Source organism: Microbacterium paludicola (genome assembly GCF_015235415.1).
GTDB classification, from domain to species: Bacteria; Actinomycetota; Actinomycetes; order Actinomycetales; family Microbacteriaceae; genus Microbacterium; species Microbacterium paludicola.
In genome coordinates, this window is the sequence record NZ_JADGLL010000008.1 from 58,674 (window position 1) to 84,346 (window position 25,673).

Here is a 25,673-nt window from a genome sequence, read left to right on the forward strand (position 1 = left end):
AGAAAAAAACCCGTGATCGATGCGCGCGCGGCCACTAAGAAGAAGTAGACGTCAGCACAAGCCGGGCGCGGGTGACGTCATCCGTCATCTGCTCGATGAGCTTGTCGACGCCTTCGAACGCCACCATGCCGCGGATGCGCGCGACGAATTCGATCTCGACCCGGCGGTCGTAGAGGTCGAGGTCGGTCTCGTCGAGGACGTACGCCTCGACCTGGCGCAGCTCGACGTCGTCGAACGTCGGGTTCGTGCCGATCGAGATCGCCGCGGGATAACGGACGCCGGATCGCAGCACTCCCTCGGGTGAGCGCTCTATGAGCCAGCCCGCGTAGACGCCGTCGGCGGGCACGTAGCCCTCGGCATCGGGCGACAGGTTGGCGGTGGGGAATCCCAGCTGGCGGCCGCGCTCGAGGCCGTGGACGACGTCGCCGGTCACGCTCGGGAAGCGCCCGAGCAGCTTCGCCGCGCGCTCGACGTCGCCCGCGTCCAGCAGCTCGCGGATCCAGGTGGACGACACCCGGCGGCCATCGCCGGCGCTCACGACGTCGGCGACCTCCTCGACCTCGAACCCGAGATCCTCGCCCATCCGCTGCAGCAGAGCGACGTCACCGGTTCCGCCGCGGCCGAACCGGAAGTCGCTGCCGACGAGCACGCGGCGCGCGTGCAGCCCGGCGACGATCACGCGTCGGACGAAGGCCTCCGGCTCCTCGGCGGCGAGCTCCTCGTCGAAGCGCAGCATGAGCGTGGCGTCGATTCCTGTGCGTCCGAGCAGGTCTATCTTCTGGTCGACTCCGACGAGGGGGCGGGGGCAGCGTTCGGGCGCGATGATGGCGAGCGGGTTGCGGTCGAACGTCACCGCGACGGTGCGCGCGTCGGTCGACGCGGCATCCACCAGCATCTTCTCGATCAGCGCGCGGTGCCCCGCGTGGACGCCGTCGAACTTGCCGATCGCGATCACCGTCTGGCCGAAGCCGGCCGGGATGTCCTCGACGTTCTCGAACAGGATCATCGGGTCGCCTCGACGAGGGACTCGTCGCGCGCGGCGGGCTGGGCGACGCGGTGGGTGATCAGCCACCAGAGGCCGAAGAACGGCAGCACGAGCGGGATGAAGAGGTACCCGATGCCGTACTGCGACCACACCGTCGGGTGCTGGAACAGCTCGGGAAGCACGATCGAGAGCGTGCCGATGACCAGCACGCCGACGAGCTCGAACGCGATCGCGACCCACGCGACCGCGTACCAGCCCGAGCGCCGCGAGAACACAAGCGCGAGCGTGGCGAGCACGTAGACCACGGCGGACGCGGCCGACAAGGAGTACGCGAGCGGCGCCTCGTGGAAGCGCTCGGCGATCTGGACGAACGAGCGCCCCGTGGCGGCGAGCGCCATAACGGCGTAGACGATGACGAGCACCCGGCCGATGCCGGTCATGCGGCGGGCTGGCGTGGGCTGCGAGGACGTTTCGACGGGCGCGGTCATAGCGCTGTCCAGTCTAGGCGCGCCATCCCGGGCGCGAGCCGGGGATCAGGCGACCTGGATGGTCCAGATCACCTGCATGCGCCACACCATCACGGCAACGGACAGGGCGACGATGCCCATGATCACTGTGCTCCAGCGGCTGCGCTCGATCAGCGCCCACCCGACGCCGGCGGCGGGAAGCAGCACGGCCGAGACGAGGTACGTCCAGAACTCGAGCACGCTGCCCGTGGGCGGGTTGCCGGCGAAGGGCGCCACGATCGCGACGACGACCTGGACGATCAGCAGCAGCTCGACGAGGGCGAGCGCCCCCACGGTGAGGTCGCTCGGCCGCCTGCCGGCGAGCCCGAGCACAACCCCGAGGAGGCCCGCGGCGACGGCCACAACGAGCTGGATGACGGTGAACCACAGGATCACGCCTGCACCTCCGGCATGTTCATTGCGCTCTTCAGCGCGGCGCCCCGCCGCTCGACGATGCCGACGAGCACACCATCCGGGTCGATCGCCGCCGCGTTCTGCCCCTCGATCCGCGCGGCGGCGCCCTCGAGCCGCTTGCCGTGACGCAGGTCTCGCGCCTCGTCGGCGGTGACGTCGAGGCGTCCGAGCACACGGGCGGCGACCTCGGCGGGCTCGAGCAGCGCCGGCTGGTCGGCGAGCGCCTCGAGGTCGTGTGCGTCGGCGAGCGCGAACGGGCCGATGCGCGTGCGTCGCAGCATCGTCAGGTGGCCGCCGACGCCGAGGCCCGCTCCGAGGTCCCGCGCGAGCGCCCGGATGTACGTGCCCGACGAGCAGTCGACGGTCACATCCAGGTCGATGGCGCCGTCCTGCCGCCGCGTGTTGTGCACCTCGAACCGGTCGATCGTCACCTCGCGTGCCTTGAGCTCGACGTCCTGGCCCGACCGGGCGAGGTCGTACGCGCGCTTGCCGTCCACCTTGATGGCGGAGAACGTGCTCGGGACCTGCGAGATCCGCCCGGTCAGGGCGGCGACTCCCGCCGCGATCCGCTCGTCCGTGACCGCGGTCAGCGCCTCCGGATCGGCCGTCGAGACGACCTCTCCCTCGGCGTCGTCCGTCGTGGTCGCCGCGCCGAGCCGGATCGTCGCGGCGTAGGTCTTGTCCAGGCCGACGAGATACGTCAGCAGGCGGGTCGCTCCCTCGATGCCGAGCACGAGCAGCCCGGTGGCCATCGGGTCGAGCGTGCCGGCATGGCCGATCTTGCGGGTGCCGAACGCGCGGCGGGAGCGGGCGACCACGTCATGGCTGGTGATCCCGCCCGGCTTGTCGACGAGCAGGATGCCGGACGCGGGACGCATACCCTCCAGGGTACGTGCCCCGCGCCGCGGCGCCGATGCAGCTCAGCAGTGCTCGTACGGGACGGTGCCGAGGCTGTTGACAGAGATGAGATCGATGAACTCCCCGTCGGCGGCGAAGTACATCGCGTTGCCGGCGGCATCGGCGTCGACCACCAGGTAGGGGTGACCCGCGATCGGCTGCTCACCCTCCATCGCGTCGGGATAGGCCGCGCGCACATCCGCGAACGTGCTCTGCACCGTGATCCCCTCCGCGGTGGCAGGTCCGGCCGTCGCCACCTCGGGCAGCGCCGACACCGAGATGTCGGCGGTGACTCCGTCGTAGTTCCACGCGTACATCTCGACCCCGGCCTCCAGGGGCGCGCCGACGAACGCCGCGCAGCCCTCCGTGGCCCCGGCGTTGCTCGTGTCCCAGCCGAGCTCCTCCGCGAGCGCGACGGTCTCCTCCCACGGCATTCCGAGCTCGAACGGCCCGACGGCCTCCTCCGAGATGGTCCACGACTCGACGTCGCCCGGCTCCTGCGGCTGCTGCGATGGCTCGGTGGTCTCGGTCGGCGTCGGCTCCGTGCTCGGTGTCTCGACCGGAGCGCTGGTCTCGGGAGCGGGCGTCGACGTGGCCGTCGCTCCCGGGGCCTCGACCGGCGTGGAGCAGCCGGCGAGGGCCAGCAGACAGATCGCGCCGCCGAGGATCACGGCGGGGCGACGCGTGCGGATGTCGTTCATGGTTTCCCCCTTGGGTGGGCGTCACTTCGCGCGACGATGCTTCATCTGGTCTTGCTCCGCAACCCCTGCGCCCTTCACGCCGGGCCGTCACGGTTGCGTAACGCCCCTAGGCTGAATCGGTGCTCGAGTATCACTCCGCCCCGACCGCCGACCTGCCCGCCCTCACGCTCTACGCCATCCTGCGGCTGCGGGTCGACGTGTTCGTCGTCGAGCAGGAGTGCGCGTATCCCGAGCTCGACGGCCGCGACGTCGAGCCCACCGCGATCCAGTTCTGGGCGACCGACGGCACCGAGGTCGCCGCGACGCTGCGGCTGCTGACCGACGGTCCGGATCGGCGGATCGGCCGCGTCGCCACGGCTGTCAGCGCGCGCGGCAAGGGCGTCGCCGCCGAGCTCATGCGTCGCGCGCTGGAGCTGTGCGAGGGACACACCGTGCGGCTCGACGCGCAGGCGCACCTCGCCGGCTGGTACGCCCGCTTCGGGTTCGCGACCGACGGACCGGAGTTCCTCGAGGACGGCATCCCCCACGTCCCGATGATCCGGACCGTCTGAACCTCATCCGCTCGAGGGCGCCCGCCTACGCTGGAGGGATGCCCGCTCATCCGCTCGCCGCGCGCCTGATCCCCTGGTACGCGCGCGAGAAGCGCGACCTGCCGTGGCGGGCGCCGGGGTTCGGCGCGTGGGGTGTGCTCGTCAGCGAGTTCATGCTGCAGCAGACGCCCGTCGCCCGCGTCATCCCGCGGCTCGAGGCGTGGCTCGAGCGCTGGCCGACACCCGCAGCGCTTGCCGCGGATGCGCCGGCCGAGGCAGTGAAGCAGTGGGCGAACCTCGGCTACCCGCGGCGCGCGCTGTGGCTGCACCGGGCCGCGGCGGAGATCCGCGACCGGCACAACGGCGTTGTGCCGCGGGACGTCGACGCGCTGCTCGCACTCACCGGCATCGGCGATTACACAGCGCGCGCCGTGGCGGCCTTCGCGTACGGCGACCGTCACCCCGTTGTCGACACGAACACGCGCCGGGTGATCGCGCGCGCCGTGCACGGACGCGCCCAGCCAGCGGCCCCCAGCCGGCGCGACCTCGACGACATGGCTGCGCTTCTGCCCGTGGCCGAAGCCGAGGCGGCGGTCGTCAACGCGGCGACGATGGAGCTCGGCGCCGTGATCTGCACCGCCCGGTCACCGCGGTGCGACGAGTGCCCAGTGCGCGACCTGTGTGCCTGGCTGAACGCCGGGCGTCCGGAGACCCCGGACCTGCGGCGCCGCCAGGCGAAGTACGAGGGAAGCGATCGCCAGGCCCGCGGCGCTGTCCTGCGCGCGCTGCGGGACGGCGGAGCACTCCCCCAGGAGGCGGTGCTGCCCGACTGGCCGGATGCGCTCCAGCGCGACCGGGCGATCCTGAGCCTGCTCGACGACGGCCTCGTGGAGACCGAGGACGGCGTGCTTCACCTGCCGCGGAGCTGACGCCCCGCGTCAGTCCTCGTCGTCGTCGGCCTCGCGCGGCTTGACGTAGGGATCCGCGTCGCCGGCGTACTGTGCCGCCGCGGCGATCCCCGCCACCGCCTCGTCGCGCTCGCGCGCCTGACGCAGCAGGTCGTCGAGGTGCCCGGCCGTCTCGGGAAGCGCATCCGGGATGAACTCCAGCGTGGGAGTCAGGCGCGTGTTGAGCTGGCGCCCCACCTCGGTGCGGAGCATCCCGGTCGCGGCCTTCAACGCGGCGGCGCTCGACTCGCGCTCCTCGTCGGAGCCGTACACCGTGTAGAACACCGACGCGTGCTGCAGGTCGCCCGTCACGCGCACCTCGGTGATCGTCACGAAGCCGAGCCGCGGGTCGCGCAGTCCCTTGTCGAGCCGCTCCGCCAGGATCACCCGGATCCGGTCCGAGAGCCTCGCCTGTCGTTCGTGACCAGCCATGGTGTCCTCCTCCTACGTGCCCCCGTCGAGGACGAGGTGCGTTGCTTCGTAACGAAGTGGCCCCGGTGGGCGGCCGGAGCCACCCACCAGGGCCAGTTTCTCAGAGCCCGCTCCGTCAGGAGCGCGGCTTCTCGACCATCTCGGTCGTCTCGATCTCGTCGCCGATCTGGATGTCGTTGAACTTGCCGAGGCCGATACCGGCCTCGTAGTCCGTGCGCACCTCGGTGACGTCGTCCTTGAAGCGACGCAGCGACTCGATCGCCAGGCCGTCGGCCACCACAACGCCGTCGCGGATGACCCGCGCCTTGGCGTTGCGGGTGATCGTGCCCGAACGGACGATGACACCGGCGATGTTGCCGAACTTGGAGGAGCGGAAGACCTCGCGGATCTCCGCAACGCCCGACTGCTTCTCCTCGAACTCCGGCTTGAGCATGCCCTTGAGGGACTGCTCGACGTCGTCGATCGCGTTGTAGATGACCGAGTAGAACCGGATGTCCACGCCCTCACGGGACGCGGCCTCGCGGGCCTTCGCATCTGGACGGACGTTGAAGCCGATGACGATCGCGTTGTCGATCGTCGCCAGGTTCACATCCGACTCGGTGACGGCACCCACACCGCGGTGGATGATGCGCAGCTGGACGCTGTCGTCGACCTCGATCTTGAGCAGCGACTCCTCGAGCGCCTCGACGGCACCCGACACGTCGCCCTTGATGATGAGGTTGAGCGACTCGACCTTGCCCTCTTCGAGAGCGCGGGTGAAGTCCTCGAGCGACATGCGCTTGCGGGCCTTGGCCAGCTGGGCGTTGCGCTCGGCGGCCTCACGCTTCTCGGCGATCTGGCGGGCGGTGCGGTCCTCTTCGGTCACGATGAACGTGTCGCCGGCGCGCGGCACCGAGTTCAGACCCTGCACCTGCACGGGACGCGAAGGCCAGGCCTCCTCGACGTGGTCGCCGTTCTCGTCGATCATGGCGCGCACACGGCCGTAGGCAGTGCCCGCGACGATCGCGTCGCCGACGCGCAGCGTTCCCGACTGGATGAGCACCGTGGCAACCGAACCGCGGCCCTTGTCGAGCTTCGCCTCGATCGCGACACCGCGCGCGGCCTTGTTCGGGTTGGCCGTGAGGTCCAGACCCGCGTCGGCCGTGAGCAGCACGGCGTCGAGCAGGTCCTGGATGCCGGTGCCCTGGCGGGCCGACACGTCGACGAACATGACGTCGCCGCCGTACTCCTCGGCGACGAGGCCGTACTCGGTGAGCTGCTGACGCACCTTGGCGGGGTTCGCCTCCGGCTTGTCGACCTTGTTCACCGCGACGACGATCGGCACACCGGCGGCCTGGGCGTGGTTCAGCGCCTCGACCGTCTGCGGCATGATGCCGTCGTCAGCCGCGACCACGAGGATCGCGATGTCGGTCACCTGCGCACCACGGGCACGCATGGCGGTGAACGCCTCGTGACCCGGGGTGTCGATGAAGGTGATCGCGCGCTCGATCTCCTCGTGCTCGGTCCAGATCTGGTACGCACCGATGTGCTGGGTGATGCCACCGGCCTCACCCTCGACCACATTGGTCTTCCGGATCGCGTCGAGCAGTCGCGTCTTACCGTGATCGACGTGGCCCATGACGGTCACGACCGGCGGACGGATCTCGAGGTCGTCCTCGTCCTCATCCAGCAGCTCCTGCTCGAGGTCGAGACCGAAGCCCTCGAGGAGCTCCTTGTCCTCGTCCTCGGGCGAGACCATCTGGATCTTGTAGCCGAGCTCCTCGCCCAGCACCTCGAACGTGGCCTCGTCGAGCGACTCGGTCGCGGTCGCCATCTCACCCAGGTTGAACAGGATGGTGACGAGCGTTCCGGGCTGCACGACGTAGCCGCGCAGGGCCTCGAGCTTGTCGGCGAAGTCCGAGATGGACGCGCCGCGGCGGAGACGGATGACCTCGCCGTTGCCCTTCTGGACGTTGACGCCGCCGACGACGGGCGCCGACCGCATCTCGAATTCCTGGCGCTTCGCGCGACGCGACTTGCGCTGCTTCGACTTGCCGCCGCCCTTGCCGAACGCGCCGGCCGTGCCGCCGCGTCCGCGGCCGCCGGGGCCGGGACGACCGGGGAAGCCGCCGCCGGGCGCGCCACCGGGCGCACCGCCGGGACGGAAGCCGCCGCCACCACCGGGACGACCGGGACCACCCGGACGCTGCTGGAACGGCGCGCCGGGACGACCGCCGCCGCCACCGGGACGACCCGGACGACCGGCGCCGCCGGGACCACCGGGGCGCGGGGCACCCGGACGGGGTGCACCGGGACGCGGCGGCTGGGGCTTCGGGATGTTGCCGGGCGACGGGCGCTGGCCCATGCCCTGCGCGGAAGCGAAGGGGTTGTTGCCGGGACGCGGGCCGGCGGGGCGCTGCCCCATGCCCTGCGCCGAGGCGAACGGGTTGTTGCCGGGACGCGGGCCACCGGGCTTGGGCGCGGGGCGCGGGCCACCGGGCTTGGGCGCGTCGGACGGCGCAGCCGCGGCCGGCTTCTCCGCCGCCGGGGCCGAAGCCGGAGCCGGGGTGGAAGCCGGAGCCGGCGCGGGCGCAGCAGGCGCCTGCTCGGCCTTGGGTGCCGCCGGCTTGGCCGGGGCGCCGGGCTTCGCCGAGGTCGCGCGGGCCGGACCGGGGCGACCGGCGGGCTTCGCCGGAGCCGCGGGCTTGTCGGCCGAGGGCTTCGCCCCATCGGCCTCGAAGGCGGCGCGCAGCTTGCGCGCGACCGGCGGCTCGATCGTCGACGACGGGCTCTTCACGAACTCGCCGAGCTCCTTGAGCTTCGCCAGGGCGACCTTGCTGTCGACGCCGATCTCCGCAGCGATCTCATGTACGCGTGGTTTTGCCACAATTCTCCTGTCTGGGCGGCCTGCCCCGGACAGGGCAGACCTCTAAAGGCGGACGGGTCTCATTTCGAGCCGTTCACTTTGTTTCCATAGCCGTTCAGCCATTCCTCGAAGGTCTGCGTGTCAAGCGGGCCCGACACACGCAATGCTCGTCCGAAGGCGCGGCGCCTGAGGGCGTTCTCCGCGCACTCGCGAGAGGGATGAAGCCACGCGCCCCGCCCGGGAGCCGCCTTCCGCTCATCGATGACAAGCTCGAGACCGCGCGAAACAACTCTGATCAGAGCGGTTCGGGGGGCACGCGTGCGACAGCCGACGCACGTCCGTACGGGTTCCATGTTACACCTCTGTCTCTGCTCACGCGGTCGCACGCTGCGGGGCCGCAAGCGGCGCCCTGGCGAGCGAGGCTGGTCGCTCCGCTCCCAGCGAGCGTGAGGTGGCGGGCGCATGAGCGCCCGCACGCTCGCTTCGCTCGCACAAGGGTAGAACCCACGAATGACAGGCTCAGGCGCTCCGCGGGAGGCAGCGCTTCGCGCTGCGGGGTCGCTTCGCTCCACGCTCACTTCGTTCGCAGCGAGATGGTTGCGTTCACAGACGGCGCCCCGCGCTCGCCGCCGGGGTGCTTGCGGCCGTCGAAGCCGTCAGGCCTCTTCGAGGATGCTGTCCGGCTGGATGTCGATCTTCGCGCCCGTGAGCTTGGCGGCGAGGCGGGCGTTCTGGCCCTCCTTGCCGATCGCGAGCGACAGCTGGTAGTCGGGCACCAGCGCGCGCACGGCCTTGGTGTTCGCGTCGAGCACGAAGCTCGACGTGACCTTCGCCGGCGACAGCGCGTTGGCGACGAACTTCGCCAGCTCGGCATCGAAGTCGACGATGTCGATCTTCTCGCCGCTGAGCTCCTCCGTCACCGCGCGAACGCGGCGGCCGAGCTCGCCGATGCACGCGCCCTTGGCGTTGATCGACGGGTCCTTGGCGATGACGGCGATCTTCGTGCGGTGACCGGCCTCGCGGGCGAGCGCCACGATCTCGACGAGACCGCCGGCGATCTCGGGCACCTCGAGCGCGAACAGCTTCCGGACGAGACCCGGGTGGGTGCGCGACACGGTGATCTGCGGGCCCTTCGTCCCCTTCGAGACGCTCGTCACGTACACGCGCAGGCGCGAACCGTGGCGGTACTCCTCGCCGGGCACCTGCTCCTCGGGCGGCAGGATCGCCTCGACCGAGCCGAGGTCGACGTGGATCATGCGGGGGTTGGGCCCCTGCTGGATCACGCCGGCGACGATGTCGCCCTCCTTGCCGCGGAACTCGCCGAGCACGGCGTCGTCCGCGATGTCGCGCAGGCGCTGGCTGATGACCTGCTTCGCGGCGTAGGCCGCGATGCGACCGAAGTTCTCGGGAGTCGTCTCCTCCTCACCGATCACCGCGCCCTCTTCGTCGTGGACGGGCAGGAAGATGCCGACGTGACCGGTCTTGCGGTCGAGCTGAGCGCGAGCGCCCTCGGGCACCTCGCCGCTCTGCGAAGTGTGCTTGCCGTATGCGGTCAGAATCGCCTGCTCGATGATCCGAACGAGTTCCTCGAACGGGATCTCCTTCTCGCGCTCGACCGTCCGCAGCAGCCCCAGATCGATATCCACAGCGACCTCCCTATTCAGCTCTCACCAGCGCACTTCCGCCGGTATCCCCCCGACATTACCGGACCCGATCCGGCGCACGCTGTGAGTCGCACGACGACGGATCCGGGTCCGGTGCGGATCACGAACCGCGCGTGTGCAGGTGGTCGCGATGCTTCTCCGACTGACGGCGGCGCGTGACGACATCCAACGGACCGGTCACCGACAGCGAATCCTCCCAGCAGGTGATCCCCTTCACGTCGGGAAGCAGGTCTCGCGTGAAGACGGGGTCGAGCCCTTCGCGGCGCTGCCGGGTGTAGTCCTTCAGCAGCCGGAAGACGAGGCCGGACAGCAGCGCGAGCGCGACCAGGTTCGTGATCGCCATGAGACCCATGACCCCATCGGCCGCGCTCCACACCACCGACGCGGAGGCGACGGATCCGACGAGGATCGCGAGCACCACCAGCACGCGGAACACCGTGAGCACGATCGGTCGGGCCGAGATGAACTCGATGCTCGCCTCGCCGTAGTAGTAGTTGCCGATGATCGAGCTGAACGCGAGCATGAACACGACGACCGCCAGGGCGATCGACGTCCACTCCCCGAGCGACGACTCGAGCGCGAACTGGGTGAGCTCGATCCCCTCCAGGCCACCGGCCTCGATCGGCACGGCCACGAGGACGAGGAACGCGGTGATCGAGCAGACGATCATCGTGTCGAAGTACACACCGAGCGACTGCACGAGGCCCTGCTTGACGGGGTGGGTGACCGCCGCCGCCGCGCCGGCGTTCGGCGCGGATCCGAGACCCGCCTCGTTCGAGAACATCCCGCGCTTGGCGCCGACCAGGATGATCTGCCCGAGCGTCGCCCCGAGAACCTGGTTGAAGCCGAAGGCCTGCGTGAAGATCGACGCGAAGGCGCCCGGCAGCTGCTCGATGTTGACGACCACGACGGCAAGCCCCAGCAGCAGATAGGCGAGCGCCATGACCGGGACGAGGACCTGCGTCACCTCCGCGATGCGCCGCACGCCGCCGAACACGACCAGCGCCGTCAGCGCGGCCGTCACCAGACCGATGATCAGCGGCAGCCACTCGCCGCCCACCCCGGTCATCGTCTCGATCGCGCTCGCAGAGGTGATCGCGATCGTGTTCGCCTGCAGCGCGCTGAACGCGAACGGGAAGCAGAAGATCAGGATGACAGCGAAGACGACGCCCATCCAGCGCGCACCGAGTCCCTTCGCCATGTAGTACGCGGGACCGCCCCGGAAGCCCTGGCTGTCGCGCACCTTGAACAGCTGGGCGAGGGAGGACTCTGCGAAGGCGGAGGCGGCGCCGATCGCGGCCATCAGCCACATCCAGAACACCGCCCCAGGGCCGCCGATCGCGATGGCCGTCGCGACGCCGGCGATGTTGCCGGTGCCGACGCGAGATGCGGCCGACATGGTGAACGCCTGGAACGACGACACGGACTGCGGCTTTCCGTCCGCGTCGAGCGGTGTCTTGTCCGAGAGCGTCCGGAACATCTCCGGGAGGAGCCGGATCTGCACAACGCCGGAGCGGACCGTGAGGTACAGGCCAAGCGCGGCGACGATCGGCAGCACGATCCAGGTCCAGAGGTGATCGCCCCACGTCCCTAGCCACGTCTCGAGTTCTTCCATCCCGACAGTCTGGCCGGACGGCGACGGCCCCGCCACTCCGCAGGAATGGCGGGGCCGTCGGCGCGGGCGGGTCGCGTCAGATCCTGACGCCCTCCGAGACCGCGGTCGCGGGCTCGTGGCCCTCGAGCGTGCCGGTCACACGGACGGTGATCGTCTTGCCCTTGTACTTGCCGGTGAGGTGGAACTGCTCGCCGGTCGCTCCCGCGATCGGCTCGCCGTCGGCCAGCCACTGGAAGCTCAGCTCGGCGCCCTCGGTCCACTGGCCCGGATCGACGGTGAGCTTGGCGCCCGGCTTGATGCCCTGCTTGCCGGCCTCGATGACCGGGTCGCCCGCCTCGACGACCGGCGTCTCGGCGGCCTCCACCGTGAGCGGAGCGCGCACCGTGGTGCCGGACGGCGCAACGACGATCTCGAGCGTGTGCGCGCCCGGCGTCACCGTGGACGGGACCGTCACCGCACCCGACACGGCGCCGTTCGTCACCGGGAGGGTGCCGATCGCCGCACCGTCGAGGCGCACCTCGGCGGTGGTGTTCTGCGGCGCACCGAGCGAGGTGAGGTCGAGGCCGGCGACGGAGACCGTCGCCTCCTCGCCGGCGACGACCGACGTCGAGGTGCCGGCAGACACCGCGCCCTTCCGGGCGAACGACGGCGACAGCGGCGAGTTCTGGTCGAGGTAGTCGATCCACGCGTCGCGGTCGACGAGGCCCGAGTCGCGCGCACCCGTGCCCTCGGTGAAGACGCGGAAGTTGTCGCCGCCCGTCGCGAGGAACGAGAACGTGCCGACCGTGATCTCATCCTGCGGCTGGACGAGCTCGCCGTCGATGTAGATCGCCGAGACGTTCTCCCCCGGGGTCGCGTTGGGGTCGTTCGTCGTGGTCGTGTACGACACGTTGTCCGACAGGCCCAGCGCGAGGAACGGACGCGACGGGCGGTTGCCGTCCTTGTCCGTCTGCCACTGCTGCTCGAGCAGCTCGTCGAGCTGCTCACCCGTCAGGGTGACGGTCCAGAGGTTGTTCACGAAGGGCAGCACCGCGTTCGCCTCGGCGTACGTGATGACGCCATCGGCTCCGTAGTACAGCTCGCTGCGCAGGCCGCCCGGGTTGACGACGCCGATCTCGGCCCCGCCGCGCGACTCGTCAGCGAGGCTGGTGCGCAGCGAGTCCGCCACGAGGTTGCCGAGTGCCGACTCGGCCGCGCGGTTGTCGCGCGTGCCTCCGGTCCAGACGCCGTCGACGTACGAGCCGCCCGCGAACGCCGTCGTGATGTCGGCAGTGACCGATGCGACCGGCTGGTCGCCGATCTCGGCGGCCTTGGCGAGGGCGGCGTCGACGATCGCGTCGACCTCGGTCAGCACGGCGCTGGCGTCGATCTCGGCCTGGGTCGGTGCGGCTCCGCGCTGGACGTTCTCGACCGCGTAGTCGAGCACCTCGAACGTCTGCGGGTCGACGGTGAACGACACGTGGCCGAGGAACTCGCCGTAGTTGCCGGTCTGGATGATCGGCCGGGTGTCGTCGGTGCCGGTGATCGGGGCATCCCACGCGTACTGCTTGTGGGTGTGTCCGGTCAGGATCGCGGCGACGCGGGGATCGGTCTCGGTCACGATCGAGGCGAACGGGCCGCCGGCGGCGACCTCCTCCTCGAGCGTCGAGCCGTCGGGCGTTCCGGCCCCGGCGCCGTCGTGGACGAGGGCGACGACGAGGTCGGCCTCGCCGTTCGCGTCGTCACCGTCGAGCAGCTTCTCGGTGACGCGGTTCAGCGCGGGCACCGGAGCGCCGAAGTCGAGGTCGGCGACGCCGGCGGGCGACACGAGGGTGCGCGTCTCCTGCGTCACGACGCCGACGAAGCCGATGTCGATGCCGTCCACGGTCACGATGTCGTACTCGTCGAGCGCCGGGGTCTCCGTGCCCTTCAGGTAGACGTTCGCGCCGAGGTCGCTGTAGTCCGTCGCCGGGGCGACCCGGTCGACGAGATCGGCGTATCCCTGATCGAACTCGTGGTTGCCCACCGCCGAGGCCTTCAGGCCCAGCGCGTTCAGCACGTCGATGGTGGGCTGGTCCTGCTGCACCGAGGAGGCGAACAGCGAGGCGCCGATGTTGTCACCCGCGGAGACGAACGCGGTTCCCTCCGGGTTCTGCGCCTTGAGGTCCTCGACCGTCTTTGCGAAGGCGAGGGTGTTGGCATCGATGCGGCCGTGGAAGTCGTTGATGTTCACGAGGTCCAGCTCGACCGGCGCGGAGCCGTCCGGCAGCTCGAGGCCGACGATCTCCGGGCTGTGGTCGCTCGATCGGAAGACCGACTCGTCGTACAGCAGGGTCGCGTTGTAGTTGTGGCGGCTGTACTCGAAGCCCACCTGCTCCTGCGCGTTGATCTGCCAGACGTCGACGCCGGTGACCATGTCGAACGCGGCCTGGTTGGCGAAGACGTGGTCGAGCGAGCCCTCCATGCCGTCGAAGCTGTAGGTCGCCTCGCCGCCGTTCAGCGCGATGTTGACGTCCGTGTAGCCGGCCGCCTCGATCAGCTGCACCGGGTCCTCCATCGCATACGCGTTGAAGTCACCGGCGAGGAAGACCGCCTCGATGCCGGTCTCCGTCTGCAGCTGCGACGTGAAGTCGACGAGCGCCTGCGCCTGGCCGACGCGGTCGGGGTTGGCGTTGCCCTGGCCCGTTCCGTCGTCGACGCCCGATCCCTTCGACTTGAAGTGGTTCACCGAGACGAGGAACGCGTCCTCGTCGGCGGCCCCGGCGCCCTTGAACGCCTGGAACAGCGGCTCGCGCGCGTTGTCGAAGTTCTCCTCGTCGATCAGGATGTGCGACTCGCCGACCGGCGAGACGTCGGCCGGCTTGTAGATGAAGGCCGTGCGGATGACGTCCTCCTGCCCGACGGCGGGACGCGTCTCGGGCGAGGGCACGTACTCCCAGACATCCGCGCCGGCGTTCTCGTTCAGCGCGTCGACAAGCGTCGCGACGGCGAAGTCGCGGTCCTTGGCGAAGTGCGCGGAGTTCTCGATCTCCTCGAGCGAGACGACGGATGCGTCGAGCGCGTTGATCGCCTTGACGATCTTGATCTCCTGGCGCTCGAAGTCCTCGGCCTCCGCGGCGCCGCGCGGTCCGGTGTCACCGCAGCTGTTCGCGGTCACGGGGTCGCCCGCGCGGTCGTCGTAGGTGGTGCAGGATCCGCCGAGCTGGGTCTCGTACTCCTCGACGGTGGTCGGGAAGTAGTTGAGCACGTTGAACGTGGCGAGGCGGATGTCGCCGCCGACGTCCTGGGGCTGCAGGTTCGGCGTGCGCTCGTCGCTGAAGGTGACGACGTCCGAGTCGTCGCCCGTGACGGGCGTCGTCGGCTGGAAGGACCACGCGTCGAAGCGGTACTCGAGCACGACGGGCTTGTTGAACGTCGTTGTCGAGCCGATCCGCACCGGGTTCGTGGGCGTCAGGTACGGAAGCGGCGTCGCCTTGTTCGCCGTGCTGTTGTAGTTGATGCTCGAGCCGTCATCGAGCGTGATGCGACGCGCGTCGTTCTCGGCGACGACGGCGGCGAGGCCGGCGGTGTCGTCGGCGTCGGCGATCTCGGTCGGCGTCTTCAGCGCGCCCTCGCCGTGCGCGAGCACAAACGATCCGTAGTAGTTCGCGTCGTAGTTGTCGGAGACGGTGAACGAGGAGGCGGGCTGGATGAGCTCGCCCTCGTGCGCCTCCTTCTCGGCCTCGGTGTCGAGAAGGGCCCAGTCGGTGAGCGGAGTCACGGTGCCGAGCGAGGCGGGGAGCACGGTGACGCCGCCCGCGGCGGGGGTGATCTCCGTCTTTCCTTCGTGCTCGCTCACCACGCCGGTGACGCGCACGCTCTGGCCGATCTCGGCGCGGGCGTTGGCGCCGTAGACGAACAGGCCGTCAGACTTTCCGTCGCCGGGATCGCCGGCGGGGTCCTGGAGGTTGAAGCCGTTGAAGCCGCCGGCGCGGTAGTCGGCGGTGACGACGCCCTCGACCGCGACCGTCTGGCCGTTCACGGGCGAGGTGTCCCCCGCGCCCTGCACGTCGCGGATCGGCAGCACCGTCGCGGGGTCCGTCGGCGTCGGAGTCGGGGTCGGGGTGCCGGTGGGCTCGGGGTCGGGCGTGGTGCCGCCCGAGTTCTGGGGCGTCGGGGCACCGACGACGAAGTCGGCCGCGTTGCTGTCGGTGTCGGCGCCGGCGGTGGCGCGCGCGGCGGCCGTGGAGTTGCTGAGCGCGGGGGTCGCGGCGGTCTCGAACGTGTTCGCCGTGCCGAAGCCCACCGCGTCGATCACGCCGGCATTTCCGGCGACGTCGCCGGTGCCGGTGAAGCGCGCCGTCGTGGGAAGCAGCAGCACCTGCCCGTTGGTGCCGCCCATGTTCAGGGAGCCCACCTGATCCGGCGTCGGCAGGGCGGTGGTGCCGCCGGTGCCCTTCGCCTGCTGGACGAGGAAGTAGCCGCGGGCCGGGACGGTACCGGTGAGCGCGGTCACGCCTCCGGAGCCGCCCGTGGCCGACCGGTACTCGAGGCCCAGGCCGTCGAGCGCGATCGGCGCATCGGTCGGGTTGTAGAGCTCGACGAAGTCGTGGGTGTACGTGGCTCCGCTGTTGCCGCCACCGCCGTAGACCTCGTTGATGACGACATTGGTGCCGGCGGGGGCGGCGAAGGCCGCCGTGGGGACGAATGATGCGAGGCAGCCTGCCGCGAGAGCGGCGCTTGCCGTGGCCGCGACGCGTCGACGCGTCGTGGCCGGACCGAAAAGGGACATTCAGGTCTCCGGCTCGAGAGGAGGGGTGGGTGGGGGGACGTCAGAGCATCAGGGAAACATGCTTCGGGCGACGTTCCGCGGGGTAGAACTCCCCAACTCTGCAGGCTCTCTGTTTCCGCATCCTGGCACGAAGGTTACGGGCAGGAGAACAACCCGATATAAAGCACGGCCCCGGCCCTCGAGGAGGGCCGGGGCCGGTGTCAGGTGAGCCGGATCAGCGCGCGGTGAGGCGGGCGACGGCGTCGGGGGCGGGAACGACCTCGCGCTCCCCCGTGCGGCGGTCCCAGAGCTCGACCTCGCCGTCGGCGGCTCCGCGGCCGACGACCAGCAGCTGCGGCACGCCGATCAGCTCGGCGTCGCCGAACTTCACGCCGGGCGAGACCTTCGGGCGGTCGTCGAACAGCACGTCGAGGCCCGCGGCCTCCAGCTGCGCGACGACCTGCTCGCCGAGGTTCAGCGCGTCGTCGCCCTTGCCCGTGGCGACCACGTGCACGTCGAACGGCGAGACCGAGGCGGGCCAGATGAGGCCCTTGTCGTCGTTGTTCAGCTCGGCGATCGCGGCGAGGATGCGCGTCACGCCGATTCCGTACGAGCCCATGGTGACCGTGACGAGCTTGCCGTTCTGGTCGAGGACCTTCAGGCCCAGCGCCTCCGCGTACTTGCGGCCGAGCTGGAACACGTGGCCGATCTCCATGCCGCGCTCGAGCGTGATCGGGGTGCCGTCGGGCGCGATGTCGCCCTCGCGCACCGTGGCGACATCCACGACGCCGTCGGCCGTGAAGTCGCGGCCGTAGACGAGGGAGTGAAGGTGCTTCTCGTGCTCGTTCGCGCCGGTCACCCACGAGCTGCCCTCGACCACGCGGGGGTCGACGAGGTAGCGGATGCCGCTGACTGACTCCTCGCCCAGGACGGCGCCCTGCGCCGACCAGGGCCCGATGTAGCCCTTCACCAGCGCGGGGTTGCGGGCGAAGTCGGCCTCGGTCGCGGGCTCGACCTCCGCGGGTGCGAAGGCCGCCTCGGCGCGCTTGCCGTCGACATCGCGGTCGCCGGGAAGGGCGATGATCACGAGCTCGCGCGTCTTGTCGGGGTGGACGAGCGCGAGCACGACGTTCTTCAGGGTGTGCTCGGCGGCCCACTCGCCTCCGGCGGGTGCCTCGATGTGCGCGTTCAGGTGATCGACGAGGGTCTGGATCGTCGGGGTCTGCGGCGAATCGAACACGACGGGGGCGCCATCCGGGATCGGCAGCGCCTCGGGAGCCGTGGTCTCGAACGCCTCGACGTTGGCGGTGTAGCCGCCCGCCGAGCGGACGAACGTGTCCTCGCCGATCGGAGTGGGGTGCAGGAACTCCTCCGACTTCGAGCCGCCCATGGCACCCGCGTCGGCCTTCACGATGACGTAGTCCATGCCGAGCCGCTGGAAGATGCGCTCGTACGCGTCGCGCTGCGCCTGGTACGACGCGTCGAGCCCCTCGTCCGTGTAGTCGAACGAGTAGGCGTCCTTCATCGTGAACTCGCGGCCGCGCAGGAGACCCGCGCGCGGACGCGCCTCATCCCGGTACTTGTCCTGGATCTGGAAGATCGTCAGCGGCAGGTCCTTGTACGACGAGTACAGGTCCTTCACCAGCAGGGTGAAGGCCTCCTCGTGCGTCGGGGCGAGCAGGTAGTCGGCGCCGTGACGGTCCTGCAGGCGGAAGATGCCGTCGCCGTACTCGGTCCAGCGGCCAGTCGCCTCGTAGGGCTCGCGCGGCATCAGCGCTGGGAAGTGCACCTCCTGGGCACCTGCCGCCGCCATCTCCTCGCGGACGATCTGCTCGACCTTCGCCTTGACCCGCAGGCCGAGCGGCAGCCACGCGAAGATGCCCGGCGCCTGACGCCGGATGTACGACGCGCGCACGAGCAGCCGGTGGCTGTTGACCTCCGCGTCGGCGGGGTCCTCCCGAAGGGAGCGGAAGAAGAAGGAAGAGAGCCGCGTGACCATAGGTGACCAGTCTAGGGATCCACGGGCTCCGCGCTTGATCGATCGGCGGCCATAGGCTGGCCGCATGCCGGCCCGCTACGCGCACCTGTCGCCGTCCGCCGTCCAGACCGCCCTGGCCGAGTCCCTCGCGGGGCTCCGCCGAGAGCTCGAGCTGCCAGAGGAGATGCCGGCCGAGGTCGTCGCCGAGGCCGACGCCGTCGTCTCCTCGGGCGAGGCGGTGGACGGGTCGGATCCGGATCGCGCGGACCTGCGCGAGCTCGAGTTCCACACGATCGATCCCGAGGGATCGCGTGACCTGGATCAGGCGCTGTGCATCGAGCGCAGCGGATCCGGCTTCATCGTCCACTACGCGATCGCCGACCTGGCGGCCTTCGTCCGTCCCGGCGGCGCGATCGACGCCGAGACCCGCGAGCGCGGGCAGACGCTGTACGCGCCCGACGGCTCGGTGCCGCTGCACCCCGAGACGCTCTCGCACGGCGCCGCCTCGCTGCTGGCGGAGCAGGATCGGCGGGCGTACGTGTGGCGGTTCGCCCTCGACGCCGATGGCGCCCAGCACGAGGCTGCGCAGCCGCCGGTGCGGGCCTGGGTGAGGTCGCGCAGGCAGTGGACGTACGTCGAGGCCCAGGCGGCCGTCGACGACGGCACGGCGCCCGGCCCGATCGCGCTCCTCGCCGAGGTGGGCCCCGTGCTGATCGCCCAGGAGGCCGCGCGCGGCGGCGCGAGCCTGAACTCGCCCGAGGAGGAGATCGTCGCCACTCCCGACGGCTACGACCTGCGGGCGCGGGTCACGCTTCCCATCGAGGACTGGAACGCGCAGATCTCGCTGATGACCGGCATGGCCGCCGCCGCGATCACGCTCGAGCGGGGAGCCGGCATCCTGCGGACGCTGCCCCCGGCCGACGCCGAGGCGATCGCCGAGTTCCGTCGGCGGGTCGAGCTGATCGGGCACCCGTGGCCCGAGGACATGCAGTACGGAGAATATCTGCGCCGGATCGACCATGCCGATCCCGCCGCGCCCGCCATCATGCAGGCGGCGAGCGGACTGTTCCGCGGTGCCGACTACGTCGCGTTCGACGGGGAACCGCCCGCGCAGCTCGAGCAGGCGGCGATCGCCGCGCCGTACGCGCACGCAACCGCTCCCCTGCGCCGGCTCGTCGACCGGTTCGTCCTCGCCATGTGCACCGACGCGCCGGCCTGGGCGCGCGAGGCGCTTCCCGCGCTGCCCGACGTCATGCGCCGCACCGGATCGCTCGCGAACCGTCTCGAGTCGGGCGCCGTCGACCGCGTCGAGGCGGCCGTCCTCCACTCGCGTGTCGGCGACGAGTTCGATGCGGTGGTGGTCTCGCAGACGAAGGGCGGATCGCGCATCCAGCTCGCCGACCCGTTCGTGACCGCGACGGTCTCCGGATCGCATGAGCCGGGATCCCGGATCCGCGTGCGCGTCACCGAGTCGGACATCGCCGGCGGCCGCGTGACGTTCGCGGTCGCCTGAGGCCGATCAGAAGCGGCCGGCCGCCTGCACGCCGAGCATCGCCAGCACGCCGAACACGATCCCCCACAGGATGATCGAGATCACCTGCCAGAAGATCACGGCGTTGCGCGACGCACCGAAGCCGACGATCGCCGCCGAGGTGATCTGGCTCGGCAGCACGAGCTGACCGAGCAGGCTCACTCCCGGGACGCCGAAGCGCTCGAACCGCTCCTTGAGCTTCGCCCGGCGCGGCGACAGCGGCTTCGCCTCGCGGTTCTTCGTCGCCGCGTGGCGGACGCCGTGGGCGCTGAAGACGAAGATCAGCATCGAGATCACGTTTCCGACGATCGCCGCCGGCACCGCCACCCACGGCGAGAGCCCCGCGACCACGCCGATGAACGAGCCGAAGTACGACTCGACGAACGGGATCGCGCCGAGCAGGATCACCCCCAGCCACTGCAGGGCGGGCGGAAGCGACTCGGTGAACGACTGCAGGCTGTCGAGCACGGGGATTCTCCTCTGTTCGGCGGTCTGCATCGACGCTAGGGATCGGGGCGGTCGCGCCGCCTCCCCCGCGCGACGGATCCTGCTGCATCGCGCGGCTGATCGGGTGCCGGCGTCCGGGTTCAGGCGTCGACAGGTGCGGACGCACCTCGGTAACGGGCCGTGCGGAGCTCGGATGCCCACTCGACTGCCCGCGGCATCTCGAGTCGCTCGGCCACCTGGATCTCCGCCTCGACGTCGTACGGCACGCGCACGAACTGCAGCCCGAACGCCGCGGGTTCCTCGGATCCGACGATGCCCTCGAGGATGACGTAGCTGGGTGTCGGCTCGTCGAGCGGGTTGCCGACGCTGCCGACGTTGAAAAGCGTGCGCCCCTCGTGCGACTCGATGTACGCGTCGTGGATGTCGCCGTAGCCGACGATCACCGGCGCCGGTCCATCGCCCGTCATCTCGGTGTTCGCGAACATCGAATCGAACTGCTCGGGCGTGTGGTGGAAGTGCACGCGCAAGTGCGGGCTCTCGGCCGAGGCGTGAAACAAGCGCACTCTCCGGCCGCTCACGAGGAGGTCCAGGCTCAGAGGCAGCTCCCGCAGCCAGCGGCGCTGATCCGGGCGCAGCTCGTCACGCCACCACACCATCTCGGCGGGTGCATCGTCAGGGATCGTCTCGAGGAAGTCGTCCCAGTTGCCGCGCACGGTGAGCTCGCACACTTCGGCCACACGGTCGACGGCGGCGCTTCCTCGCGGTCCCTTCCCCGCGACGTCGCCGAGGTTCAGGATGCGCGTGATCCCGCGGCCGGCGATGTCGTCGAGAACGGCCTCGAGCGCGCCGAGGTTGCCGTGAACGTCGGAGATCAGGGCGAGGCGATCCATGCGCGAAGCGTATCGGGGCGCTCGGTACGCTCGGAGCATGAAGTTCAGCCTCTGGCTCCCCGCGAACCTGCCCTGGACCGACCTGCGCGCCGCCGCGACCCATGCGGCCGGCGCGACATCCGGGGCGGCGAACTGGCGCGGGCTCTGGCTCGAGGACCACTTCATGGACAACACCCCGGAGCCGAACGACGGCGAGCGCGGCGAGTGCCTGACCCAGCTCACCGCCCTCGCGGCGACCGTGCCCGACGTGAGGCTCGGATCGCTCGTGCTCGGCAACACCTACCGGCATCCGGCGGTCGTCGCCAAGCAGGCCGCGGCGATCAGCGACATCTCCGACGGGCGCTTCGTGCTCGGCGTGGGCGCCGGCTGGCAGGAGAACGAGCACCGCGCGTTCGGACTCGAGTTCGGCGACGTGCCGAGCCGCATCCGCTGGTTCCGCGAGGCACTGCAGGTGTGGACGTCGCTGCGCGACAGTGCTCGCGACGGCAGCGGCTTCGCGGACTTCGACGGCGAGCGCTACCGGCTCGAGCACGCGTCGCTGAACCCGAAGCCGCATGCGACCCTGCCGATCCTGATCGGCGGCAAGGGCGAGAAGGTCATGCCGAAGCTCGTGGCGCGCTACGCCGACGAGTGGAACATGTGGTCGACGCCCGAGCTGTTCGCGCAGAAGAACCGGATCTTCACGAAGGCCCTCGAGGACGCGGGGCGGGAGTCTGGCTCCCTCTGGCGCACGACGCAGGCGCTCGTCTTCTTCGACGACAAGGCCCGCGCCGCCGACATGGCCGCGAAGGGCCGCCCGGCGATCGGCGGCAGCGCCGACGAGCTCGTCGAGCTGATGGGCGCGTACGCCGAGGCGGGCGTGGACGAGTTCATCCTGCCGCTCACGACGATCCGCGACGTCGCGAAGCTCAACGACCTCGGCGACCGGTTCCTCACCGAGGTCGCGGCGCTGATCCCCTGAGCCCTGACCCCGAAGTGCCGGATCGAAGCGGCAACTCGGGGACACACCCGGCGCCCTGACCCCGAAGTGCCGGATCGAAGCGGCAACTCGGGGACAGGCCCGGCGGTCAGAGCTCGAACGTCGCGACGATCGCCGCCTCGACCTCGATCTCGGGTGTCGTGAAACCCGCGACACCGGCGGCATCCGCGCGCGCGAACATCGGGATGCCGGGGCCTCCCCCGTGAACCTGCCGCTCGACGACGACGCGCAGCTCGGGCTGCGCGTGCACACCGGGACGGATCGCCGCGGCGTACGAGCTCGCGCGACGCACCGCATCCTGCACAGCGAGAACGCGCGCGGCATCGAGGAGACCCTCGCGGCTCTCGTCCGACAGCTCCCAGCGCACCTGCTGCACCCCCACGTCGGCCCGCGTGGCGAACGCCGACACATCCGCGGTCAACGCCTCGAGGTTGGTGAAGGTGAGCGTGATCGTCGACGTCAGGTGATGGATCGGCGCGCCCCGCTGATCCGGCCCGGCGGAGGGAGAGTCGGTCCATGCCCACGGGCTGCCGACCTCGAAGGCGACGACGGCGCCGGACTCGCGGCGCTCGCGCGCGATCCCGGCCAGCTCGTTGTGGATCTCCGCATGACGGCGGACGACGTCGTCGCGATCGGTGCCGTGGACCGCGACGTCGAGTGCGAGCGTGCCGCGCTCGGCCGGCTGGGTGAGGCGATGCGTCCCCTCGACCGTGATGGTGACCATGGCCGGAGCCTAGCCGCGTCGAGCGTCAGGCGGTGATGACCTGCGCCGTGCCGAGCTGGGCATCCGGGCCCATCTCGTCGGCGATGCGGCGCGCCTCCTGGATGAGCGTCTCGACGATCTCGGCCTCGGGCACCGTCTTGATGACCTCGCCCTTGACGAAGATCTGGCCCTTGCCGTTGCCGCTCGCGACGCCGAGGTCTGCCTCGCGCGCCTCACCCGGGCCGTTCACGACGCAGCCCATGACGGCGACGCGGAGCGGGACGGTGACGTCCTTCAGACCCTCGGTGACGTTCTCGGCGAGCGAGTAGACGTCGACCTGGGCGCGACCGCAGGACGGGCACGAGACGATCTCGAGCTTGCGCTCACGCAGGTTCAGCGACTGCAGGATCTGGTGGCCGACCTTGACCTCCTCGACCGGCGGGGCCGAGAGCGAGACGCGGATCGTGTCGCCGATGCCCTCGGACAGCAGGATGCCGAACGCGGTGGCGCTCTTGATCGTTCCCTGGAAGGCGGGGCCCGCCTCGGTGACGCCGAGGTGAAGCGGCCAGTCGCCCCGCTCGGCGAGCTGCCGGTAGGCCTTGACCATCACGATGGGGTCGTTGTGCTTCACCGAGATCTTGAAGTCGTGGAAGTCGTGCTCCTCGAACAGGCTCGCCTCCCACACGGCCGACTCGACGAGCGCCTCGGGGGTCGCCTTGCCGTACTTCTCGAGCAGGCGGCGGTCGAGGGATCCGGCGTTCACACCGATCCGGAGCGAGACGCCGGCGGCCTTGGCTGCCTGCGCGATCGCGCCGACCTGGTCGTCGAACTTGCGGATGTTGCCGGGGTTCACGCGCACCGCGGCACAGCCGGCGTCGATCGCCTGGAAGACGTACTTCGGCTGGAAGTGGATGTCGGCGATGACCGGGATCTGGCTCTTCTTCGCGATGATGTGCAGCACATCCGCGTCGTCCTGGCTCGGCACCGCGACGCGCACGATCTCGCAGCCGGACGCCGTGAGCTCGGCGATCTGCTGCAGCGTTGCGTTGATGTCCGTCGTCGGCGTCGTGGTCATCGACTGGACGCTGACGGGAGCGTCGCCGCCCACGAGCACCTTGCCCACCCGGATCTGGCGGGACTTGCGACGGGGGGCGAGCGTTTCGGGGACGCGGGGCATCCCGAGGTTCACGGCTGGCACGCCTCAAGGTTACGCCGCGCGGATGAAGCGAGGCTGGACGTGGCGACGGCGGCCGATATCGGGGTCGCGGGGGCGGGTCTGTCGTCCACAGGATCGGCCCAGAGGGACTTATCCACCGTTTCCGGGGTTTTGCCTACTGACCTGGGGATAGCGCGACGGAATGTCGGTGGCCCCGAGCAGGATGGGGGCATGGACTTCCTCACCGAGCTGCGTGGCCGCGTAGACGCTGTGACGTCCTTCGCGCGGCTCGACGCGGAGGCGGCCTCGGCCCTGCGCGACGACGACGTGGTCGGCGTGCTGCAGGCGGCAGCGGAGCTTGTGCGGGCGGGGCAGACGCTGCAGGCCCTGGTGGCGGGGGTGGCCGCGGCACGCTCGCGACGGGAGGACGGGCACGACGGGCTTGCCCAGTCGCGCGGGCACCGCAACACGGTCGAGATGGTGCAGGAGCTGTCGGGCGGGTCGAAGGCCGACGCCGCGCGACAGGTGCGGCTCGGGCAGGTGCTTCTGGAGGGGCTGCCCGGTCCGGCAGCACCGGACGCGGAGGCCGAGGTGCCGGTGGCGACGTGGCACGAACCGTTGGATCGGGCGCTCTTGGACGGCACGATCACGGCGCCGCAGTCGGACGCGATCCTGCGCGGGCTGGGGGTTCCGCCCGAGGACGGCGCGGAGGTGTGGCGCGTCGCGTGTGAGCAGTTGCTGCGGGAGGTGCCGCACCGGACGGTCGAGGAGCTGCGGCTCGCGGCCCAATGCGTGCGGGATGAGCTCGACCCGGAAGGGGCGGAGGAGCGCTTCCTGGCGCGGTTCGAGCGGCGGGCGTTTCGGATGTGGACGGATGCCGACGGGGTGCCGCGGGCGAGTCTGGTCTGCGACGACGAAGGCGGCGCCTTCCTCCGCGCCGTGATCGATGCGGCGATGCGACCCCGGCGAGGAGGTCCGCGGTTCGTCGACTCCGCCGAGCGGGAGCGGGCGGCCGCGCTGGTGGATGACCCGCGCTCGAACGACCAGCTCGCCTACGACGTGATGATGGACGTGCTCCGAGCCGGGGCGGTCGCGGACGCCGAGAAGGTATTCGGCACCCGGCAGCCCGGGGTGCGAGTGGTGGTCATGAAGGACGCACCCGTCGGGCACACCGAGGACGGCGGCCACCCGCTGCCGGCGCCCGCGATCGAGCAGGCGATCTGCACCACGGGCGTGCGCGAGGTGACGGTCGACTCCTGCGGCAACCCGCTGGACGTGGGGCGGGAGCAGCGGCAGTTCACGCCCAAGCAGCGCATCGCCCTGGCGGTCAGGGACGGCGGATGCATGTGGCCCGGGTGCGCGACGGTCGCCTCGTACTGCGAGGCCCACCACATCGACGAATGGGGAGCGCACGGCGGGCGGACCGATGTCGGACGCGGGGTGCTGCTGTGCCGGTTCCATCACATGAACCTCCACCACCGCAGGCACCGGATCACGCGTACCGGAGCGGGCGCGTTCATGCTGCACCCGCCCGACGGGCCGCCGGTCGAGCTGCGGTCGAACTCGCCGCGCCGGAGGATGTGGAATCCACCGCCGCGGGCCGCGTGATCGCGCGCCATCATGGTGCCGCGAGATATGTGGCCATCGACATCCCGGTGCGCGACTGGTAGCGGGTGGGCACCTGCGTCGACAACTCCATGGCCAACGACGTGGTGGACGGCGTC

21 protein-coding genes are annotated in these 25,673 nt (G+C 70.6%); 5 read left to right on the forward strand and 16 right to left on the reverse strand.

What is annotated here, in order from left to right:
- Positions 1-34 precede the first annotated feature (34 nt).
- From IR155_RS05500 to IR155_RS05520, 5 genes are read right to left on the reverse strand one after another with little or no spacing between them, the layout of a single operon-like run.
- Positions 35-1,006, reverse strand: coding sequence for a bifunctional riboflavin kinase/FAD synthetase (locus tag IR155_RS05500; protein ID WP_135113822.1), 972 nt, complete (start codon positions 1,004-1,006; stop codon positions 35-37).
- Entirely contained in the window at positions 1,003-1,473 is a 471-nt protein-coding gene (locus IR155_RS05505; protein WP_135113823.1) for a hypothetical protein, read from the reverse strand. The genes IR155_RS05500 and IR155_RS05505 overlap by 4 nt, the downstream gene beginning before the upstream one ends.
- 45 nt (positions 1,474-1,518) lie before the next feature.
- Positions 1,519-1,887 (reverse strand): hypothetical protein, encoded by a 369-nt coding sequence (locus tag IR155_RS05510; RefSeq protein WP_135113824.1) that lies wholly within the window; start codon positions 1,885-1,887, stop codon positions 1,519-1,521.
- Complete coding sequence (truB, locus tag IR155_RS05515; RefSeq protein WP_135113825.1) at positions 1,884-2,783, reverse strand: tRNA pseudouridine(55) synthase TruB; 900 nt, start codon at positions 2,781-2,783, stop codon at positions 1,884-1,886. Before truB ends, IR155_RS05510 begins: the two co-directional genes overlap by 4 nt.
- Positions 2,784-2,825: 42 nt before the next feature.
- Complete coding sequence (locus IR155_RS05520) at positions 2,826-3,503, reverse strand: hypothetical protein (protein ID WP_135113826.1); 678 nt, start codon at positions 3,501-3,503, stop codon at positions 2,826-2,828.
- A 119-nt stretch (positions 3,504-3,622) separates the two neighbouring features.
- On the opposite strand from IR155_RS05520, the gene IR155_RS05525 reads away from it, so the two are divergent.
- Together IR155_RS05525 and IR155_RS05530 are read left to right on the forward strand one after the other, a co-directional pair.
- On the forward strand, positions 3,623-4,054 hold the full coding sequence (locus IR155_RS05525; RefSeq protein WP_135113827.1) for a GNAT family N-acetyltransferase: 432 nt from the start codon (positions 3,623-3,625) through the stop codon (positions 4,052-4,054).
- A 38-nt stretch (positions 4,055-4,092) separates the two neighbouring features.
- Positions 4,093-4,962: an HhH-GPD family protein gene (locus tag IR155_RS05530; protein WP_135113828.1), complete on the forward strand. Its 870-nt coding sequence runs from the start codon at positions 4,093-4,095 to the stop codon at positions 4,960-4,962.
- 9 nt (positions 4,963-4,971) lie between these two features.
- Here the strand turns inward: IR155_RS05530 and rbfA are convergent, their stop codons facing one another.
- From rbfA to IR155_RS05565, 7 genes are all read right to left on the reverse strand, one after another.
- Positions 4,972-5,412 carry a 30S ribosome-binding factor RbfA gene (gene rbfA / locus IR155_RS05535; protein WP_135113829.1) on the reverse strand — a complete coding sequence of 147 codons (441 nt, stop codon included), beginning with the start codon at positions 5,410-5,412 and terminating at the stop codon, positions 4,972-4,974.
- 115 nt (positions 5,413-5,527) lie between these two features.
- Positions 5,528-8,278 carry a translation initiation factor IF-2 gene (gene infB, locus IR155_RS05540; RefSeq protein ID WP_135113830.1) on the reverse strand — a complete coding sequence of 917 codons (2,751 nt, stop codon included), beginning with the start codon at positions 8,276-8,278 and terminating at the stop codon, positions 5,528-5,530.
- A gap of 59 nt (positions 8,279-8,337) precedes the next feature.
- Positions 8,338-8,721 carry a YlxR family protein gene (locus IR155_RS05545; RefSeq protein WP_322783511.1) on the reverse strand — a complete coding sequence of 128 codons (384 nt, stop codon included), beginning with the start codon at positions 8,719-8,721 and terminating at the stop codon, positions 8,338-8,340.
- A gap of 192 nt (positions 8,722-8,913) precedes the next feature.
- Entirely contained in the window at positions 8,914-9,903 is a 990-nt protein-coding gene (nusA, locus tag IR155_RS05550) for a transcription termination factor NusA (protein WP_135113832.1), read from the reverse strand.
- Between the two features lie 118 nt (positions 9,904-10,021).
- Positions 10,022-11,536 carry an alanine/glycine:cation symporter family protein gene (locus tag IR155_RS05555; protein ID WP_135113833.1) on the reverse strand — a complete coding sequence of 505 codons (1,515 nt, stop codon included), beginning with the start codon at positions 11,534-11,536 and terminating at the stop codon, positions 10,022-10,024.
- 76 nt (positions 11,537-11,612) lie between these two features.
- Complete coding sequence (locus tag IR155_RS05560) at positions 11,613-16,286, reverse strand: ExeM/NucH family extracellular endonuclease (RefSeq protein ID WP_135113834.1); 4,674 nt, start codon at positions 16,284-16,286, stop codon at positions 11,613-11,615.
- A 214-nt stretch (positions 16,287-16,500) separates the two neighbouring features.
- Positions 16,501-18,264, reverse strand: coding sequence for a proline--tRNA ligase (locus tag IR155_RS05565; RefSeq protein WP_135113835.1), 1,764 nt, complete (start codon positions 18,262-18,264; stop codon positions 16,501-16,503).
- Positions 18,265-18,328: 64 nt separating this feature from the next.
- Here IR155_RS05565 and IR155_RS05570 point away from each other — a divergent pair, with 64 nt between their 5' ends.
- Positions 18,329-19,756, forward strand: coding sequence for an RNB domain-containing ribonuclease (locus tag IR155_RS05570; protein WP_135113836.1), 1,428 nt, complete (start codon positions 18,329-18,331; stop codon positions 19,754-19,756).
- 6 nt (positions 19,757-19,762) lie between these two features.
- On the opposite strand, the gene IR155_RS05575 is transcribed toward IR155_RS05570, so the two are convergent.
- Both IR155_RS05575 and IR155_RS05580 read right to left on the reverse strand, forming a co-directional pair.
- Positions 19,763-20,242, reverse strand: a complete 480-nt coding sequence (locus tag IR155_RS05575) for a small multi-drug export protein (RefSeq protein ID WP_135113837.1) — start codon at positions 20,240-20,242, stop codon at positions 19,763-19,765.
- A 119-nt stretch (positions 20,243-20,361) separates the two neighbouring features.
- Entirely contained in the window at positions 20,362-21,111 is a 750-nt protein-coding gene (locus tag IR155_RS05580; RefSeq protein WP_135113838.1) for a metallophosphoesterase family protein, read from the reverse strand.
- A 37-nt stretch (positions 21,112-21,148) separates the two neighbouring features.
- Here IR155_RS05580 and IR155_RS05585 point away from each other — a divergent pair, with 37 nt between their 5' ends.
- Entirely contained in the window at positions 21,149-22,072 is a 924-nt protein-coding gene (locus tag IR155_RS05585) for an LLM class flavin-dependent oxidoreductase (RefSeq protein ID WP_167760712.1), read from the forward strand.
- A 106-nt stretch (positions 22,073-22,178) separates the two neighbouring features.
- On the opposite strand, the gene IR155_RS05590 is transcribed toward IR155_RS05585, so the two are convergent.
- Both IR155_RS05590 and ispG read right to left on the reverse strand, forming a co-directional pair.
- A complete protein-coding gene (locus IR155_RS05590; RefSeq protein WP_135113840.1) occupies positions 22,179-22,814 on the reverse strand; it encodes an SIMPL domain-containing protein in 636 nt (211 codons plus the stop codon).
- Positions 22,815-22,839: 25 nt separating this feature from the next.
- Positions 22,840-23,970, reverse strand: coding sequence for a flavodoxin-dependent (E)-4-hydroxy-3-methylbut-2-enyl-diphosphate synthase (ispG, locus tag IR155_RS05595; RefSeq protein WP_135113862.1), 1,131 nt, complete (start codon positions 23,968-23,970; stop codon positions 22,840-22,842).
- Between the two features lie 210 nt (positions 23,971-24,180).
- On the opposite strand from ispG, the gene IR155_RS05600 reads away from it, so the two are divergent.
- Entirely contained in the window at positions 24,181-25,557 is a 1,377-nt protein-coding gene (locus IR155_RS05600; RefSeq protein ID WP_135113841.1) for an HNH endonuclease signature motif containing protein, read from the forward strand.
- The last annotated feature ends 116 nt before the right edge of the window (positions 25,558-25,673 follow it).